The organism is Bacillus sp. EKM206B (assembly GCF_011066015.1).
Lineage (GTDB): Bacteria > Bacillota > Bacilli > Bacillales > Bacillaceae > Bacillus > Bacillus velezensis.
The window spans coordinates 261,920-277,851 of sequence record NZ_JAAMNL010000001.1 but is presented as its reverse complement, the minus strand read 5'-3'; the positions used below and the strand labels follow the sequence as shown (position 1 = coordinate 277,851).

The 15,932-nt window shown below is 45.7% G+C and carries 20 protein-coding genes; 8 read left to right on the top strand and 12 right to left on the bottom strand.

The window, feature by feature from the left end; all coding sequences use genetic code 11:
• Window positions 1–44: 44 nt before the first annotated feature.
• Both G9F50_RS01345 and G9F50_RS01340 read right to left on the bottom strand, forming a co-directional pair.
• The gene (locus G9F50_RS01345; RefSeq protein WP_007614452.1) at window positions 45–563 is read right to left on the bottom strand and encodes a YwhD family protein; all 519 of its coding nucleotides are present in this window, start codon (window positions 561–563) and stop codon (window positions 45–47) included.
• Between the two features lie 12 nt (window positions 564–575).
• The gene (locus G9F50_RS01340; RefSeq protein WP_060562415.1) at window positions 576–1,235 is read right to left on the bottom strand and encodes a site-2 protease family protein; all 660 of its coding nucleotides are present in this window, start codon (window positions 1,233–1,235) and stop codon (window positions 576–578) included.
• 105 nt (window positions 1,236–1,340) lie between these two features.
• Here G9F50_RS01340 and G9F50_RS01335 point away from each other — a divergent pair, with 105 nt between their 5' ends.
• On the top strand, window positions 1,341–1,529 hold the full coding sequence (locus tag G9F50_RS01335; RefSeq protein WP_003151042.1) for a 2-hydroxymuconate tautomerase: 189 nt from the start codon (window positions 1,341–1,343) through the stop codon (window positions 1,527–1,529).
• Window positions 1,530–1,566: 37 nt separating this feature from the next.
• On the opposite strand, the gene G9F50_RS01330 is transcribed toward G9F50_RS01335, so the two are convergent.
• Entirely contained in the window at window positions 1,567–1,986 is a 420-nt protein-coding gene (locus G9F50_RS01330; RefSeq protein WP_007407650.1) for a MarR family winged helix-turn-helix transcriptional regulator, read from the bottom strand.
• 385 nt (window positions 1,987–2,371) lie between these two features.
• Between G9F50_RS01330 and G9F50_RS01325 the strand changes: the two genes are divergently transcribed.
• Window positions 2,372–3,751, top strand: coding sequence for an amino acid permease (locus tag G9F50_RS01325; protein WP_032865071.1), 1,380 nt, complete (start codon window positions 2,372–2,374; stop codon window positions 3,749–3,751).
• Between the two features lie 64 nt (window positions 3,752–3,815).
• Here the strand turns inward: G9F50_RS01325 and G9F50_RS01320 are convergent, their stop codons facing one another.
• The 3 genes from G9F50_RS01320 to G9F50_RS01310 all read right to left on the bottom strand — a co-directional run bounded on the left by G9F50_RS01320 (window position 3,816) and on the right by G9F50_RS01310 (window position 6,041).
• Window positions 3,816–4,316 (bottom strand): YwgA family protein, encoded by a 501-nt coding sequence (locus G9F50_RS01320; RefSeq protein ID WP_007407653.1) that lies wholly within the window; start codon window positions 4,314–4,316, stop codon window positions 3,816–3,818.
• Between the two features lie 39 nt (window positions 4,317–4,355).
• Window positions 4,356–5,657, bottom strand: coding sequence for an HD domain-containing protein (locus G9F50_RS01315; protein WP_003151035.1), 1,302 nt, complete (start codon window positions 5,655–5,657; stop codon window positions 4,356–4,358).
• A gap of 159 nt (window positions 5,658–5,816) precedes the next feature.
• Complete coding sequence (locus tag G9F50_RS01310) at window positions 5,817–6,041, bottom strand: YuzB family protein (RefSeq protein ID WP_003151034.1); 225 nt, start codon at window positions 6,039–6,041, stop codon at window positions 5,817–5,819.
• A gap of 202 nt (window positions 6,042–6,243) precedes the next feature.
• Between G9F50_RS01310 and G9F50_RS01305 the strand changes: the two genes are divergently transcribed.
• The 5 genes from G9F50_RS01305 to G9F50_RS01285 all read left to right on the top strand — a co-directional run bounded on the left by G9F50_RS01305 (window position 6,244) and on the right by G9F50_RS01285 (window position 10,116).
• A complete protein-coding gene (locus G9F50_RS01305) occupies window positions 6,244–7,017 on the top strand; it encodes an RsfA family transcriptional regulator (protein ID WP_060562414.1) in 774 nt (257 codons plus the stop codon).
• A gap of 261 nt (window positions 7,018–7,278) precedes the next feature.
• The gene (locus tag G9F50_RS01300) at window positions 7,279–7,593 is read left to right on the top strand and encodes a PadR family transcriptional regulator (RefSeq protein WP_007614461.1); all 315 of its coding nucleotides are present in this window, start codon (window positions 7,279–7,281) and stop codon (window positions 7,591–7,593) included.
• Window positions 7,594–8,148, top strand: a complete 555-nt coding sequence (locus G9F50_RS01295; protein ID WP_165406486.1) for an HAAS signaling domain-containing protein — start codon at window positions 7,594–7,596, stop codon at window positions 8,146–8,148.
• Between the two features lie 97 nt (window positions 8,149–8,245).
• Window positions 8,246–9,166, top strand: a complete 921-nt coding sequence (locus G9F50_RS01290; protein ID WP_060562413.1) for an ATP-binding cassette domain-containing protein — start codon at window positions 8,246–8,248, stop codon at window positions 9,164–9,166.
• Window positions 9,163–10,116, top strand: coding sequence for an ABC transporter permease (locus G9F50_RS01285; protein ID WP_015418450.1), 954 nt, complete (start codon window positions 9,163–9,165; stop codon window positions 10,114–10,116). The genes G9F50_RS01290 and G9F50_RS01285 overlap by 4 nt, the downstream gene beginning before the upstream one ends.
• Here G9F50_RS01285 and G9F50_RS01280 read toward each other — a convergent pair.
• The 6 genes from G9F50_RS01280 to cysL form a co-directional block, all read right to left on the bottom strand.
• Window positions 10,106–10,942: a hypothetical protein gene (locus tag G9F50_RS01280; protein WP_060562412.1), complete on the bottom strand. Its 837-nt coding sequence runs from the start codon at window positions 10,940–10,942 to the stop codon at window positions 10,106–10,108. The genes G9F50_RS01285 and G9F50_RS01280 overlap by 11 nt on opposite strands.
• The gene (locus tag G9F50_RS01275) at window positions 10,933–11,730 is read right to left on the bottom strand and encodes a hypothetical protein (protein ID WP_060562411.1); all 798 of its coding nucleotides are present in this window, start codon (window positions 11,728–11,730) and stop codon (window positions 10,933–10,935) included. Before G9F50_RS01275 ends, G9F50_RS01280 begins: the two co-directional genes overlap by 10 nt.
• Window positions 11,699–12,622 (bottom strand): DUF6895 family protein, encoded by a 924-nt coding sequence (locus G9F50_RS01270; protein ID WP_060562410.1) that lies wholly within the window; start codon window positions 12,620–12,622, stop codon window positions 11,699–11,701. Before G9F50_RS01270 ends, G9F50_RS01275 begins: the two co-directional genes overlap by 32 nt.
• A 48-nt stretch (window positions 12,623–12,670) precedes the next feature.
• Window positions 12,671–12,850 (bottom strand): hypothetical protein, encoded by a 180-nt coding sequence (locus G9F50_RS01265; RefSeq protein WP_003151018.1) that lies wholly within the window; start codon window positions 12,848–12,850, stop codon window positions 12,671–12,673.
• Between the two features lie 153 nt (window positions 12,851–13,003).
• Window positions 13,004–13,867 carry an octanoyl-[GcvH]:protein N-octanoyltransferase gene (gene lipL, locus G9F50_RS01260; protein ID WP_007407665.1) on the bottom strand — a complete coding sequence of 288 codons (864 nt, stop codon included), beginning with the start codon at window positions 13,865–13,867 and terminating at the stop codon, window positions 13,004–13,006.
• Between the two features lie 46 nt (window positions 13,868–13,913).
• A complete protein-coding gene (cysL, locus tag G9F50_RS01255) occupies window positions 13,914–14,813 on the bottom strand; it encodes a cysJI operon transcriptional regulator CysL (RefSeq protein WP_007407666.1) in 900 nt (299 codons plus the stop codon).
• 115 nt (window positions 14,814–14,928) lie between these two features.
• Here cysL and G9F50_RS01250 point away from each other — a divergent pair, with 115 nt between their 5' ends.
• A complete protein-coding gene (locus tag G9F50_RS01250; protein ID WP_060562409.1) occupies window positions 14,929–15,906 on the top strand; it encodes a YeiH family protein in 978 nt (325 codons plus the stop codon).
• Window positions 15,907–15,932 lie beyond the last annotated feature (26 nt).

The following is a 15,932-nucleotide window of genomic DNA, read 5'->3' as shown; positions in this document are numbered from 1 at the left end:
GCAAAATAGTGCAAATATTTATAAAGTTCACAAAAAGTTCACAATTATTTTTCTTTCGGAAGCAGACCTGTTTTCAATTCATCGGATGAACGTTCCCAGAGCCCTTGGTCATGTTTCTGCAGAAATTCAGCAAGCACCTGCTTTGAGCTGGCGTCCATTTTGTCCACGATAATGCAGCGCTTCATTGATTTATCCATTAAATTCACATGCTCCGGCAATGACTTATAGCCTCTGCGGATACTTCTGTCCACGGTCATTTCACAAGCCGTCACACCCGCGTAATAAGGGCCTTCTTCTTTTCTGTCGATGGTGACCCACACGAGCCAGTACGGTTTTCCGTTCGGCACTTCATCTTTGTTCGGCAGGAATTTGATGCCTTTTTCAACGACACTGCGGGCATGCATGGCGCCGATATCAACGAAGGCTTCCTTCTCTTCCACATCGACAAATACCGGAGAAATATTGTCAAGGCTCAGCGCCCCGGCGCCAAAACCGCCATGTCCGTCAGTCGGATCACTTTTAATAATATTAAATCCGATTGTTTTCTTCTTTTTTTCTTCCATGAAAATACCCTCCTACAAAAGCGGTTGAAATATAATGGCAAATACCTTGAGAATCCAGTCTCTCCCCTCGCTTAACAGCGGCCACACGACATAGGAGCCGACCGGTGTCACAAACAGCACGAGAAACACGATAATCCCGTAGCTCTCAAACTGAGTCATTTTGGCGCGCACCCGCGGCGGCACGAGATCCTCAATAATCCGGTAGCCGTCAAGCGGAGGAAGCGGCAGCAGGTTGAATAAACACAGCGCGAGATTCAGCTGAATCCAAATAGAGAAAAAGCGGTCAAGCCCCATGCTGAATGCAGAAAGCAGCTCCATTCCGTAAGCATGCATCAACACTAGCAAAAAGAAACCGATAAAGGCAAGAAACAGGTTGCTTACAGGCCCGGCGACGGAAACCAGCACTCCCGCCAGCCGCGGTCTTTTAAAGGCGCGGCGGTTCACCGGCACCGGACGGGCCCAGCCGAAACCCGCGACCAAAATTAGAATCGTTCCGAAAACATCAAGATGTTTAATCGGATTGAGCGTTAATCTGCCCTGTCTCGCCGCGGTATCGTCTCCGAACCGATACGCGACATACGCGTGCGCCAGTTCATGCATCGTAAATGCCACAATCAGCGTAATCACGACATAGGGCATAAGCTCCAGCGGATAATATAAAAATCTGTCCAAATGTAAAAATCCCCTTTTTTAAAAAATGCAAGATTGTCCTTCATTCAGTATACTATAAGTGACCTCTCTTCCAAAGTGAGGAAACGATAAAGGAGGATCAGCACCATGCCGCTCGTAACCGTTAAAATGCTTGAAGGCCGCACAGATGAACAAAAACGGAATCTGGTTGAAAAAGTGACAGAAGCCGTAAAAGAAACGACAGGCGCAGCCGAAGAAAAGATCATTGTCATGATTGAAGAAATGAGAAAGGATCATTACGCCGTCGCCGGCAAACGGATCAGCGATACGGAGTAATCCTTGATAATGGCCGGCGCTGCTATGTCAGGCCGGCTTATTTCATTACTTTTTCAACGAGGCTGAAAAAGGTATTCTTTTCTTCCTCTGTCAATGCTTCGAACAGCTCGTCAATGAGCATCTGCCGGTTTTCAATCATTTGCATGGCCGCCATTTTTCCCGATTCGGAAAGCGTCATCCATACCGTGCGCCGGTCTTCGTTATTTCTCGACCTTTCCACGAAACCCTCTTTTTCTAAGTGATTCAGAGCGGTTGTCGTGGCGGAAGGCGATAATGTGACTTCCTGCAATATATCTTTAATCGTGCACGTGCCGTGCCGGTAAATAATCCTAAGAATAAATCCTCTGATATTGTTTATACTCTTCGGAATTGTCGCCTCATCAAGCTTTTTCGTGCTCTTTAAATATTTCGTGAGCGCGTAATCCAGTACATTTGCTTGCAATATATCATGCTCCATGCAGAAACTCCCCATTTCAAGATGCATCCATCATCATTTGATTGTTTTTTATTACATTTTACTGATACCTCGCGGGGAAAGTCAAAATTTCGGCCGGAAAGCCCGCAACTTTTATCCTGCCTTATACAGACTATTATCTCCTGCTTTTTCACCCATCCCTTTTATGCAATGCTGGTTTTATAGACATGATTCAGGTAAAATCATTAAGGGTGACTGCGTTTGACGGAAAGGATAATCTGATCGGATGCGGCAGACAATATGACTGGAAAAGAAACGGAACAGACGGGGAAACAGAACACAGGATTGTCGATTACACAGAAGATGTGACACGGGTAAAAGCCAAAGAGCCCCTCTTGGCTTTTGCTTTTGGATGGAGGGATGCGTGTTGCGGAATATCCTACAAAAAAAAGACATCACCCAGCTGCTTGAACAAAGCAGAAACAGGCAGACTGCCAAAACGATGGGTGGATTTGATTTAACTTTACTGGGCATCGGCGCCGTCATCGGGACGGGCGTCATGGTTCTTACAGGCATTACGGCCGCGAAAAACGCCGGACCTTCCGTAATCTTTTCTTTTATCATTGCAGCCGTTGTCTGCAGCCTTGCAGCATTATGTTACGCCGAAATCGCTTCTGTTCTCCCGGTTTACGGAAGCGCCTATATTTACTCTTATACCACCATGGGAGAAATTGTCGGCCATTTAATGGGCTGGACGCTCTTATCCGTTTATATGGTGACGGCGTCGGCGGTGGCAAGCGGCTGGTCAAGTTATTTTAATAATCTGTTAGCCGAAATCGGCATGCCTTTGCCGGACAGTCTGCTGCACGTGCCGAGCCAGGGGGGCATCGTCAACCTTCCTGCCATCATCATTACTCTATTAATTGCCGTCGTTCTGTCACGCGGCTCCAAAGAGAGCAAAACCTTTAATAATATAATGGTTCTCGTAAAAATCGGAATTGTTTTGCTGTTTATCATCACAGGAAGCTTTTTTGTAAAGCCGGGCAATTGGCATCCTTTTATGCCTTTTGGAATCAAAGGCGTCATTACGGGGGCTTCTGCCGTCTTTTTTGCGTTTCTCGGATTTGACGCGATTTCCGCTTCGGCTGAAGAAGTCAAAAAACCGCAGCGCAACCTGCCGATCGGTATTATCGGTTCACTGGTGATTTGTACATTGGTATACGTCATCGTCTGTCTTGTCATGACGGGGATGGTTCCGTATTCACAGCTTAATGTGCCGGAAGCCATGTCTTATGTGCTGCAGTCTGTCGGACAAAACGCGGTGGCGGGCGTTATCGCTGCCGGTGCGGTGATCGGACTGATGGCCGTCGTTCTCGCCCATACCTATGCGGCGACCCGTATATCTTTTGCGATGGCAAGAGACGGAATGCTGCCGAAAGTCTTTACCATTGTCGGAAAGAAATCGGGAGCGCCGATCTTTAATACGTGGCTGATCGGACTGATCAGCGCCTGCATCGCGGGTTTTGTTGATCTGAAAGAGCTGTCAGATCTCTCAAACATCGGCGCATTATTGACATTCGCCATGGTCAGTCTGTCCGTGCTGATTCTGCGCCGCACCCATAAGGATCTGCCTCGGGGATTTAAAGTGCCTTTTGTACCCGTACTGCCGATTTTGGCCATTATCTGCTGTTTGTTTTTAATGGTCAATCTGCCGCTGAAAACGTGGCTTTATTTTGCCGTCTGGCTGATCATCGGCGTGATCGTTTACTTTTTATATTCGTACAAGCACAGCAAATTGAGACAATAAACAAAACCAGGCCCGCTTTATCGCGGCCTGGTTTTTTCATCAAAAAAGACGAAAGCCATCGCCTTTAACAAATGTGTTTCAGCTCTTCTATGTAGTGAAGCGCCTCATCATATTCTTCATCCGTATATTTCTGTTTGCTTTTTATCGTAAACACTTTCTCTTTCTTTTCCTCAGCTTCAAGGCCGTCAAAATACAAAATCGTAGACACCAGCTCCAGAAACCGGGATGAGCGGCTGTTGACGCTGTCGATGTACTTCTTCATATCCGGCATCGTAAGCTCCGCATGATGTAAAAACTCGGCTCCCGTCTCCGTCAGCGAGTACCGGTATTGAAAGTAGCCGCCCTTTTTTTCCTTCACCTCATCCAGAAACCCAAGATTGCACAGCTCTTCAATTCGAAGCGTCAGTTCTTCGGAATACGGGCCGTAAAAATGAAAATCATATTTTTCGTAGAAAGGATACTGCATTTTCTTCGCGATATAAATGATTTTCTGCAGCTTTTTCCGCCCGATGATTTCTCCAGAATCCGAGAACACCTTCATCAGTTTTGCATGTTCTTTCAACAAATTCCCGACATCTCCTTTTCCTTCTTTACCAAAATCCTTCTATGTCAGTCCCAGCAGCTGCCGGATTTTTAATTTTGCTTCAGGGTTTTCTGAATCGTCGCAAATGAGGTCCATCGGATAGTAGAGCTTATGGTCCGTCCGGCGTTTGCCCGAAATGGATTCGACAATGGCGGACTGCCTGGACAGCTCTTTGATCTGGCCGTTCTGCGTTAACAGGTGAATCGGCAGACGCTCTTCCTCTTCACCCGGCCGGTAAAAATCATACGGCAGATCCGATGAAGAATCGACCACTAAATAGTAATTGGGATCAATTCCCGCCTCTTTAAACAGAGCGGTCAGTTCAAAATAAGCCGACATTTCCTCATTGGGGTTAAATTCGGCATATTGAAACAGCTGGCGGTTAATGAAGCGGCGGCACAAGTCGGACAGAATCGGGTCCTCTTCTTCCTCCCAAGCCTGGAAATAATATAAAATGATGGCTTCATCAAGCTTTAGATAATCCGCAAGCGTCAGCTTCCCTTCAAAAATGGAATAAAAATGAACGGGAGCATGAGTGAAGATATACCCTTCTTCATGGAGCTGCTTCGCACGGTGGAGAATTTTCGTCAAAATGACTTCAGCGCTTCTCGTCACGGGATGAAAATACACCTGCCAGTACATTTGATAGCGGCTCATAATATAGTCTTCGACAGCGTGCATGCCGCTTTGCTTAATGACGATCTGATCCTCTCGCGGACGCATCACCCTTAAAATCCGTTCCATATCAAAATGTCCGTAGCTGACGCCCGTATAGTATGCGTCCCGCTGCAGGTAATCCATCCTGTCGGCATCGATCTGGCTCGAAATCAGGCTGACCACCTGTTTGTTTTTGTATGTTTTGGCAATGACTTCGGCAACATCCTGCGGAAATCCCGGTCCCGCCTTTCTGAGAACCTGATTCACCTCGGTGTCGCCGAGAATGATTTCCCTCGTATAGTCTTCATGATCCAGATGAAAAACCTTTTCAAAGGAATGCGAAAACGGCCCATGTCCCAAATCGTGCAAAAGCGCGGCGCTGAGACAGAGTTCGCGTTCATTGTCATCCCATTCAGGACGCCCTTTAAAAACATCATCAACCATTCGTCTGACAATCTCATAGACGCCGAGAGAATGGTTAAAACGGCTGTGTTCCGCGCCGTGAAACGTCAAATACGTCGTACCGAGCTGTTTGATCCGGCGCAGCCGCTGAAATTCACGGGTGCCGATCAAATCCCAGATCAGCTTGTCCCGCACATGAACATAGCGGTGAACGGGATCTTTAAACACTTTTTCTTCTGATAATTTTCCGTTTGGATACGCCATCGTCATTCCCTCTTTTTTTTAGCCGTGATTCTATTATATCGGCTCTGTAATTTGAAAACATCCTTGAATTTGTCCGGCGTTTTGTTCCAGTTTTCCGTCATTGATTTTTTGAAGCAAAAAAGCCTGACCCATCGGGCGAGGCTGTCGTAAAATACACATTTACTTTTTGATCTTCTTTTTCACTTTCTCAATCAGCTCGTCCTCAGTCGGCGCCGACAGCGGGCGGTTGTTTACGAAAGCAAACGATTTTTTGCGTCCGGGCCCGCAATATGACTGACATCCGACCTCCACTTTTGCATCCGGGTCAGCTTCTTTCAAACGCGGCAGCAAAGTCTTAATATTGGTGGCCTGGCAATCATCACACACTCGGAATTCATTAGCCATGATGTACGCTTCCCTTCATTCAATGTTCCTCTATGTTAAAACTTAATTTTAAAAACGAAAAAAATCACATCACATCTCATTGTACAAGGATTCATCTTATCCTGCAAGGCTCTGCGTATCTCTCATTCTTTCAGCCAATTTGTATAAATATTTTCCAATCTGGACATTCTAATACCATCAAAGATATTGGGGGTTGAGAACATTGACAAAACAAAGACAGGACGCCTGGTCGGAGGAAAACGACCTGCTGCTTGCGGAAACCGTGCTCCGGCACGTCCGGGAAGGAAGCACGCAGCTGAACGCCTTTGAAGAGGTAGGCGATAAATTAAACAGAACGTCGGCAGCGTGCGGATTCAGGTGGAATGCCGTCGTGCGCCATCAATACGAAAAAGCGCTTCAGCTTGCCAAAAAACAGCGGAAACAGCGGATGCGCGCGCTCGGAAACGGCCAGCCGGCCAAGAAGAAACTATTATATCAGCCGCCTGCGCCGGATGCGGACATCATGCAGGAAACCGCAGCCGAAGAGACGGTTCAAACGGAAGCGCCAAAAGAGGATCGGCAAGCCGTCATGTCCGGCGAACATATGCCTTATGTCGATGAAAGCTTCAAGGAAGAGTTAGCTAGTTTATCACATTTGCTGGCGCCTCAGCAGCCGAGCCAAAAGGCGGAGCTCACAATGGCAGACGTCATTCAATTTCTGCAGAGCTATGAAGGCGGCGGAAAGCAAACTTCCGCCCTGCAAATGGAAAATGACCGTTTAAAACGGGAAAACCAAGAACTTCAGTCTAAAACCGAGCAGCTGGAAGCGGCCGTCGAAAAGCTTGAAAAAGATCAAAAAACCATTCAGGAAGACTACGAAACCTTGGTAAAAATTATGAACAGAGCCAGAAAACTAGTTTTATTTGAAGACGACGAACATGCCTCTCCGTCCTTCAAAATGGACCGGAACGGCAATTTAGAAAAAATGGCCGAATAACTCAAAAAACCCCTTTCCTTGTCATGGAAAAAGGGGTTTTTGCCATTTGTCAATGACGCGCATCCTGATCTATATTAATGTAAACATTGTTCAGGAGGCCTTCTTCCCGCAAGGGCTGCGCATCTCGGTCCCCGCCCGCACATAAGCATAAAGATTCAATTCCTCATCCCAAATGGTTCTTGGGAATTATTGATCGATTAGCTACTGTGCAATACACTGTATAGAGAATACAATTATTAGATATGATGGGAATGATAGTAAATGAGTAGCCAATTACGAAAAGGAGCGTTGGAACTTTGTGTGTTGTCCCTGCTTCTTTATGAAGATTTATATGGTTATGAATTAATCAAGATCATAAGTGAAACGTTCCCTGTATCGGAGGGCACCATCTACCCCATATTACGAAGACTCACAAAAAATAACTACCTAAAAACGTATACAGCAGCATCCGATCAAGGCCCATCACGCAAATATTACAAAGTAACAGAAGAAGGCGCCTTTTATCATCAAACATTAAAATCGGAATGGCTTGACCTGTCCGAAAAAGTGAACAGCATCATTAAGGAGGGAAAATGAATGTGTAAAGACCAATATTTAAAACATCTCCGGCGGGAAATAAAAGATCTGCCGGAACTTGAGCAAAAAGAGATACTCGCCGATATTAGCGAAATATTCCAAATGGGCGGCGCTGAAGGAAAAAGCGATGAACAAATCGCCGGCAATTTAGGAAACCCCAAAACACTTGCGCGCGCCTTAAAAGCGGATATTTTCATCAGTGATGCCGAGGAGCAGAAAACATGGCGCTCCTTTTTCAAAGCATTCGGCCTGATGCTGGGGATGGGCATGTTCAACTTCATGTTTATGCTGACACCGTTTCTTTTTGCCTCTGTTGCGGTGTTAAGTTTGATGGCGATCGGCCTGATGCTGATGACCGGATCATTCTTTCTCCTCGTAAAAGTGCCGATTATAACAGCCATTTTTAACGGATGTATGGTCCTTGGAGCGGGTATGGCGGTGTTTATGGCCGGATTTGATCTTTCGAAACTGATATTCCGCATCTTTTTGCGCTATTTCAAATGGAATGTCAGCGTTGTAAGGAGGGAAACCATTGAATCGAAAAATGTGGTATAGCATTGCTCTCATTTTAATCGCTGCCGGCCTGATCGGAAGCATGTTCTTCGGTTTTGACGGCTTTTACCCTAAATCATAAGGAAGGTGTGCAAATATCATGACTGAACCAGCCCTGATATTAAAAGATGTCTCTAAAACAATCAATCATACCCCTATTGTACAGTCAATTTCTTTCGATGTGAGAAAAGGCGAGATTTTCGGCCTTTTAGGGCCGAACGGCTCAGGGAAAACCACTATTTTCAGAATGATCGTACAGCTTATTAAAAAAACAGAAGGAGCCATTTCATTCAGAGGCAGACCGGACAGCGACTTTGAATATTTTATGAGACATATCGGGGTTATCATTGAAGGCCCGGATATGTATCCGAATATGACCGCTTTGCAAAACCTAAAATATTTTACTAAACTGCGCAGCACCTCGCTGCGAACGGATGACCTTATGAATACCCTTGCAAAAGTCGGACTAGAGCAGGCTGCCCGCAAAAAAGTGAAACATTTCTCATTAGGCATGAAACAGCGCTTGGGGCTCGCTTATTCTCTTCTTCACAATCCCGGATTATTAATTCTGGATGAACCGATGAACGGCCTCGATCCTAAAGGAATGAAAGAATTGCGCACCATTCTTTCCGATTTATCGAAGCAAGGGGTTTCTATTTTATTATCAAGCCATTTATTGTCGGAAATGGAGGAGATTTGCGATAGGGTTGCCTATATTAAAAAGGGACGGATTTTAGGAATTGAAGACATGAAGAACAGACATGACCTTTCTCAGAAAAAACTGTTTACCGTCACAGTCGATCATCCGGCAAGGGCGAAAGAAATATTAGAGCAGGACGGTATTCTTCAAGTACAGCAAAAAGACAGCCGCATCATTGAATTGGAAGCGGAAGAAGATACCATCCCGTATGTCATTAAATCTTTGGCAGAGAAAGAGATTCTGATTTCCCGCGTTTCTGCAAGAACTTTGTCATTGGAAGAGAAATACATGATGATTACAGATCAGGAGGACGCGGTATGAGCATATTTCATCTGGCGCAGAACGAATTCATAAAAATAACCCGAAAAAAAGGCACACTTTTATCTCTTTTTTTCCTGTTTCTCATCGTTTTGCTGGCCGGCCTTATTATGAATCATGAGTTAGATGCTTCCTCGGATAACAATTGGAAAGAACGGCTTCTCGCCGAAAAAAAACAGGAAGAAATTGATAAACCGGCTGAAACGACAGGCGTTTATTATTCTGCTGATGTTAAAAATAAAGACTATTATTTGGAGCATAACATCAACCCCTATGAATGGAACGGCTGGAGGTTTTTCGGCACGGTTACTTCAAACGGGCTTGAGATTTTCGTAAGCTTAACCGCGATTTTAACCGTCAGCGGGATTGTTTCTAAAGAGTTTGCCCTTGGAACGATTAAGTTTATCGCTACAAGCCCGAACCGAAGATGGCGGATTTTAACATCGAAATTTCTGGCCTCCCTTCTGTTTACCGGTATGATTTACTTATTTTACTGTGTGAGCTGTTTGCTGATCGGCGGCGTGTTATTCGGTTTTTCCAATGCTTCATATCCGCTCGTCTATACTCATTTAAATGACAGTCTGTATACCATCAGTTCAATCAAAGCATCCGGAATCATTCTGCTTTTGCGTTTCATATCAATTATAAGCATTGTCACCATTGCGTTCACTTTGTCAGTATTGTGCAAAAGCCAGGCGCTCTCCCTTTGCTTATCGATTTTACTGCTGTTTGCCGGCAGTATATTGGGCGGAACTGATTTGCTTGCCCAATTTACGTGGTATAAATTTACGCTCTTTCCGCATTTAAATCTCGTTGCTTATGTAAATAAAAGTGCGGGTGATGCGATTTCAACGTTAAACATCCCCTATTCCGTGACGGTTATAGCGATCTACTTTCTTATATGTTTATTGATTTCTTTTTCCGTCTTTCAAAAGAGAGACATTACAGCATAGACAGAGAGGCGGCGGCATAATGAGCGGACGGCAGGAAATACTGACGGTCCAGCAATTTGCCGCTGACCGCCCCTTGGTCCATCGCTAACGGATTCAAATAACCGAAGCTCCCGCTGCTTCGCTGCTGAAAGCGTAGAAATTCCCGCCCTTCCCGTATAAAAAGCGCCTCATCGAATTGGAGAAATTTCATAATGGCAGTGTATTTTGCAACGGCGTCAATGTGATACTTTCTGCACTCGGCTAACATTACACCTGAAAAAGCAAAGTCTGATGTTTTGTACCATTCCGTGAGAAAAGGCTGCAATTCATTCATTTGCAAATAAGTGACGGCATAAAGGGCATCCGCCTGTTCTTGCTGGATGCTGCCCGGTGCCATGAGCAAATCGGCCTCACGTTTCATCCCGGTTTCTAAGAACACGATCAGTTCTTCCGGAGTCACCGCCCCAAAATAAGCCCCTAACACCATGAGGATCATAGAGGAGGACTCTGATTTCAGTTCCTCTTGTAAACCGCGGGCCATTTGTTCAAGTCCGTTATGAAAAAAGATGCTTTTTGCGGCATCTATCCTGCGGTACACATGATACGCATACGCGAACAGGACCGGATGGCATTCGTGTGTTTTTTCTCCGAAATAACGGTCTAGGAATAGAATAACTTCTTCTGTATCCTTTCTGCTTTCAACATGATGACATGCCGCTAAACCGCAAAACAGGTGCATGAGATCATCTGCTTCCATTTCTTCCGGCTGCAGCTGAATGTTCTTCCAAAAACCCAGCAGCCATTCTTCTGTTTTTTTTATATTAAAATGTTCCTTGACTATCTGCATGTTCCACACTCCAGATTCAGAATCTCAATCGCCGGCAGAAGAGCCGGAGCACAATGAATGGATGGATTCTCGTTATTTATATGATGAAGAGCCGCTTGACAGCCATAAAAAAATGGATCGATACACGATTGGATAAATAACATATTGCACAGCTGTTTCATTTTTCGGCTGCCGAGACAAAACACAAGCCATTTTTGAATGGACGCCTTCAAGCCGGGATGAAGCAGATGCTCTCCCTCATTCAAATGAAGAAGACAGTACTCGACAAACTCCAGCTCGTTTTCAGCTGTTCTTTTCCATGCGTCATGGAGCAAAGGCTGAAACATCGAATTCTTGTAAAAGCGCACTTTTTCATGGTCAGTTGACATTCCCAGCTCGCTCAGCAAACCGACGAATTCGGCGTATTTAAAATAAGGCCATTCTTTTTTTATAAGATAGCCGTTTTGCAATCCGTGACGTATGACCTGATCATCCGAATCCATTCCCTGCTTCTTTTTATAAGCTTTTGCCGTTAAATAGATATAAATCAACTCATTGACAATGGCCGTGTTACAGTGAAACAGATCTTCCCAGCATGACTTATCAACGAAAGCGGAGGCAATCCTTTCAGTATGTTCTTTTACAGCGGAAGAATGGCTCGTCTTCCTGTAGTACTTGCAGAAGCCGGCAAACAGCTGAATGCTCTTTTGATCCGGAAGCGATTGTTCAGCAAAAGATAATAAAAATTGGTCTGTCTCTTCAGCTAATCTATTCAAGTTAATCGTTCCTTTCTGCTCTAAGACAGGCATGCGCGGCACCAGCGGCGACAAGTGTTGTATGATAGCAATGTTTGAACACATCTTCTCTTCGCTGTTCACCTGTCAAACCGGATTTATGTTGATAGGTGATGCTCGGGACATTCCCCTCTTTCATTCGGCCCTGATAGATTTTATTCCAGGCTGCTTCATAGAGCGGTTTATGGTTGTCCTTATCCATGTTGATATGTAAAAAAGAGCTGCACATCAATAATTCACTGGTAATATCTAAATTCTCAAGACAGATATAGATCCCGAGAAATTTCAGGACCTTTTCTTTTAAGGACGGCAGATGATACTCTTTATCCGTAAGCGAAGAACATCCCATGTCTGTTATATAAAAAATCGTATGAGTGATGCTGTACGCATCATGATCCGTCATATATGTATTTGGGATATCCTGACCAGCTGCTGTGTAGTGATATAAGTCAGAAAAATCCGTTATTTCTGAGGTTACGCCTGCTCTTTGCAGACTGTACTTCAGATCCATTTTCCGAAAGGGAACTTTAGCAAGGCTGCAATCAAAACGCGCTGCCGTGAATTTTTCCAGCTCCCATATCACTGAAGCCCGTGACGGATGATCAGTCAAGGTAAGAAATTCACCCGCAATAGCCAATCCGGCGAGACCGTCCGGATCAAAATGAATAAATTCTTCAAGCTGATCATTACGGAGCCTTTCTGTAATAAACTCCGTTAAAACAGCAACTTCCTTATCATCTGCCTGATTTCTGATCAGGTAATTGGTAAGAAAAATGAGTTCTATAAATGTTTTAAGGCGCCACCTGAAATCATTCGCTACTTTATGATTCATATCAAAATAATGTATATTTTTAACAATCCATGACAGTGCTCCCCGCTTGATTTCTCTTATATACTCTTGTGTCACACTCTCACCGCCTCGTCTCAGATGTGTAGGCTCCAAACAGTGATTATCCTACTTTTGAGCGGCTAAATCAGAGAAATTCAAATTCGGGTTTTGATTGTCTTCTTGGCTCGGCACTACAAGCACCCAGCCGCTCCAAGCGAAAGAATTGCCTGATTGTTCCGCATCTCCGGCTAACAAATGTGTCGGGATCGTGATTCTTTTTTCTTCTTTTATTTTTTTAAAGTTCATATCTCCATCTCCTTCAGTTTATAGAATTATTTGGAACCTACATAAATATATTAATCAAATAAGGTATATAATGTAAACTAGTTTTGATATAACGATTCTTTTTCACTATAACTAAATAGTATATAATTACCAAAAAACAAAAAAAGCCCGGACTTAGTCCAAGCTTTCCTGCGTGCCGAACACCTTCTCATTCCGTTCCAGCATTCGGGTCAGATTTTTTTCAAATACCATTTCCTCTTCCGGCGATAATCCGGCTGCATACAGGCGTCCGCTAAGTTCCTTCAGTTCAGTCAAAAGCGCCAGCATTAAGTCCTGCACGGTAATGTCCGTTTGCAGCAATTCGCTTAATGAAGCCATCGTTTCGGGCCGGATATCGGGATATACGCCTTTTGTATCGTTGCTTTTGTCTTTTAAAGCGGCTTGATAGAAACGTCTGATCAGATCGGCGCGTTCGCTTCCGCTTTTATCGGCGCAGAGGTAAATCTGAACCGCGGTTCCGCCCCGCAGGCGTCTTTGTGAAATTCCCGCGAATTTTCGGCCGCCGATGCTAAGATCATAGCTGCCCGGACAGTACGATCCTTTAATTTCATATGCTTCAATTTCGGCATGGTGCGGACGCAGCATCCGCCGCACCAGCTCTGTCATCGCCTCGTAGCCTCTGTCGATGTCGATGCCTTTTTTCTCGTCTTCAAAAATAAGCGAGATATTCAATACGCCTTCGTCCAGTACGACGGCGAGGCCTCCGGAATTGCGGACAATGACACGATAGCCTTCGTCCTCCAGCAATTTCACGCCGTCCTCTAAAAACGGCAGGCGTGTGTCCTGAATGCCGAGCACGATCGTCCGGTGGTGCACCCAAGAGCGTGCCGTCGCAGGCGATTCCCCTTTGCCTACGGAGGCGCACAGCGTATCATCCATTGCGAATGACTGCTTCGCATCAAAATAAGGGCCGAGGCTGGATTGGTCAATGATTCTCCAGCTCGGCTGCATCAGTAAATCAATCGGTTGCTTTCCCATCTATATTAAATCCCTTTCGTCATAGGCTTTCCATGCATTTATTATATCACTCCGCTTGTGATGATTGAAATTGGCTTTTCAAAAGAGCGATGAAGATTTCTTTGTTTTTTGTGTTCTCCATAATGGAAGATTGGATGATAGACAGTTTCCGTTTTAAGGAGAATCCTTTTATCTCAAGCACGGAAATGCTGCCGTGAAGCAGATCCTTTTGCAGCACGCTTTTTGACAGAACGGAAAGACCCATTCCGCTGATCACGGCTTCTTTGACGCCCTGGTTGCTGCTGATCGTCATCATGGATTTCGGCCGCAGTCCGTTTGATTGAAGGACGTGGTCTAAATATTCCCTCGTTCCCGAACCCTTCTCCCTCGTCACCCACGCTTGATTTTGCAATTCGGCAGCCGGGATGTTTTTTCTGCCGGCGAGCGGGTGTCCGTTCGGTGCGGCAATGCACAATTCATCCTCCATAAACGGCTGAATGTCCAGCTCGTTTTTCCCCGTATGCCCTTCAATTAATCCGATATCGGCTTGAAGCATCCGAACCGCTTCGCTGACCTCCTCCGTGTTTCCGATCATGACGTCCAGGTTCAGCTCGGGATACTCGTTATGAAGCTTTGCGAGAAGCGGCGGCAGAATATATTCGCCGATGGTAAAGCTCGCGGCGATTTTGAGCTTCCCTTTGACATAATGATGATGGGCGTAAATTTCGGATTTCGCCTGTTCGTACAAAAAGACCATCTGCTTGGCGCGCTGATAGAGAATGTCCCCCGTCGGTGTAGTCGTAAAGTGCTTCGGAGAGCGGTTCAGCAAGGCGGTTTGAAATTCTTTCTCCAGGTTTTTAATGTGAAGGCTGACGCTCGGCTGAGAAATCATCAGCTTCTGCGCCGCCTTTGTAAAGTTTTTTTCTTCCACGACGGCAATGAATGTTTTCAGTTCCCCATAATACAAAAAGCATCGCCCCTAATTATTATTTTTCCTAATTGTTTAGATCATATAAATATATTTTACTAATGATTAAGACCGCAGTAAAGTGGAGTTATCAAGATAATGGGAAGTGACTGAGATGAAGATGGTAAAAGGTGTTTCAGTTACCGCAGGAATTGCGTTTGCGGCTTTCTATGTCAGCCGCCTGCCGTTTTTTCATATGTTCGGAATGCTTGTCCTTGCAATGCTGATCGGCATGCTCTGGCGCGCCGTATTCGGACAGCGGGCGGCATTAGAGCCGGGGATCGCGTTCTCAAGCAAATACTTGCTGAAAGCAGGCATCATCCTGCTTGGCATGAGACTGAATCTGGCGGATATCTATCATGCGGGCTGGCACGTATTTGCAATTGCCGTTTGCTGTATGATGTTTGCGGGTGCCGTTGTATACGGACTGTCCCGGCTGTTCCGTATAGATCAGACACTCAGCACGCTGACCGCCTGCGGCACAGCGATCTGCGGGGCGGCTGCCATTGCCGCGATCGCGCCGCAGATCAGATCAAATGAAAATGCAGCCGCCATCAGCGCGGCCGCCGTTTCGTTATTAGGAACCGTTTTTACTGTTGTATATTCTCTTGCTTATCATGGATTGGGCTTTTCTCCTGCGGTTTACGGAGCCTTTTGCGGGGCAACGCTTCACGAGGTGGCGCATGCGGCGGCGGCCGGCAGCGCCGGAGGAAAAGCAGCAGTCGAGATGGCGGTGATCGTCAAACTGACCCGGGTCGCGCTGCTCATCCCGGCCGCATTCATGCTCGGAATGCGGGCGCGCCGCAGCGGAAAGTCAAAGACGGCTTCTGCCGCTTCGCTCCCCATCCCTTGGTTTATCTTCGGATTTCTCGGAATGAGCGCCATCCATACATCAGGCGTTATTTCAGCTTCGTTTTCCGCGTTTCTTGTTCAAGTGTCTTATGTTTTAATCGGCATGGCGATGGCGGGTCTCGGTTTGAAAGTCCATATATCGGCGTTTCGTCATAGCGGCTGGCGGGCGCTCGCAGCAGGCTTGATCGGTTCTCTCTGTTTGTCCCTGTTCGGCTGGGCCGCAGTGACATTCTTTCTATAAAAAAAGCCGGACCTCGTAAAGGCCGG

What these genes read in the sequence shown, in the direction of transcription:
- G9F50_RS01345 (WP_007614452.1), bottom strand. Translation starts at nt 563, where the DNA reads ATGGAAGAAAAAAAGAAGAAAACAATCGGATTTAATATTATTAAAAGT.
- G9F50_RS01335 (WP_003151042.1), top strand. Translation starts at nt 1,341, where the DNA reads ATGCCGCTCGTAACCGTTAAAATGCTTGAAGGCCGCACAGATGAACAA.
- G9F50_RS01330 (WP_007407650.1), bottom strand. Translation starts at nt 1,986, where the DNA reads ATGGAGCATGATATATTGCAAGCAAATGTACTGGATTACGCGCTCACG.
- G9F50_RS01315 (WP_003151035.1), bottom strand. Translation starts at nt 5,657, where the DNA reads ATGGCGTATCCAAACGGAAAATTATCAGAAGAAAAAGTGTTTAAAGAT.
- G9F50_RS01310 (WP_003151034.1), bottom strand. Translation starts at nt 6,041, where the DNA reads ATGGCTAATGAATTCCGAGTGTGTGATGATTGCCAGGCCACCAATATT.
- G9F50_RS01300 (WP_007614461.1), top strand. Translation starts at nt 7,279, where the DNA reads ATGAGTAGCCAATTACGAAAAGGAGCGTTGGAACTTTGTGTGTTGTCC.
- G9F50_RS01295 (WP_165406486.1), top strand. Translation starts at nt 7,594, where the DNA reads ATGTGTAAAGACCAATATTTAAAACATCTCCGGCGGGAAATAAAAGAT.
- G9F50_RS01290 (WP_060562413.1), top strand. Translation starts at nt 8,246, where the DNA reads ATGACTGAACCAGCCCTGATATTAAAAGATGTCTCTAAAACAATCAAT.
- G9F50_RS01285 (WP_015418450.1), top strand. Translation starts at nt 9,163, where the DNA reads ATGAGCATATTTCATCTGGCGCAGAACGAATTCATAAAAATAACCCGA.
- G9F50_RS01280 (WP_060562412.1), bottom strand. Translation starts at nt 10,942, where the DNA reads ATGCAGATAGTCAAGGAACATTTTAATATAAAAAAAACAGAAGAATGG.
- G9F50_RS01275 (WP_060562411.1), bottom strand. Translation starts at nt 11,730, where the DNA reads ATGCCTGTCTTAGAGCAGAAAGGAACGATTAACTTGAATAGATTAGCT.
- G9F50_RS01265 (WP_003151018.1), bottom strand. Translation starts at nt 12,850, where the DNA reads ATGAACTTTAAAAAAATAAAAGAAGAAAAAAGAATCACGATCCCGACA.
- lipL (WP_007407665.1), bottom strand. Translation starts at nt 13,867, where the DNA reads ATGGGAAAGCAACCGATTGATTTACTGATGCAGCCGAGCTGGAGAATC.
- G9F50_RS01250 (WP_060562409.1), top strand. Translation starts at nt 14,929, where the DNA reads ATGAAGATGGTAAAAGGTGTTTCAGTTACCGCAGGAATTGCGTTTGCG.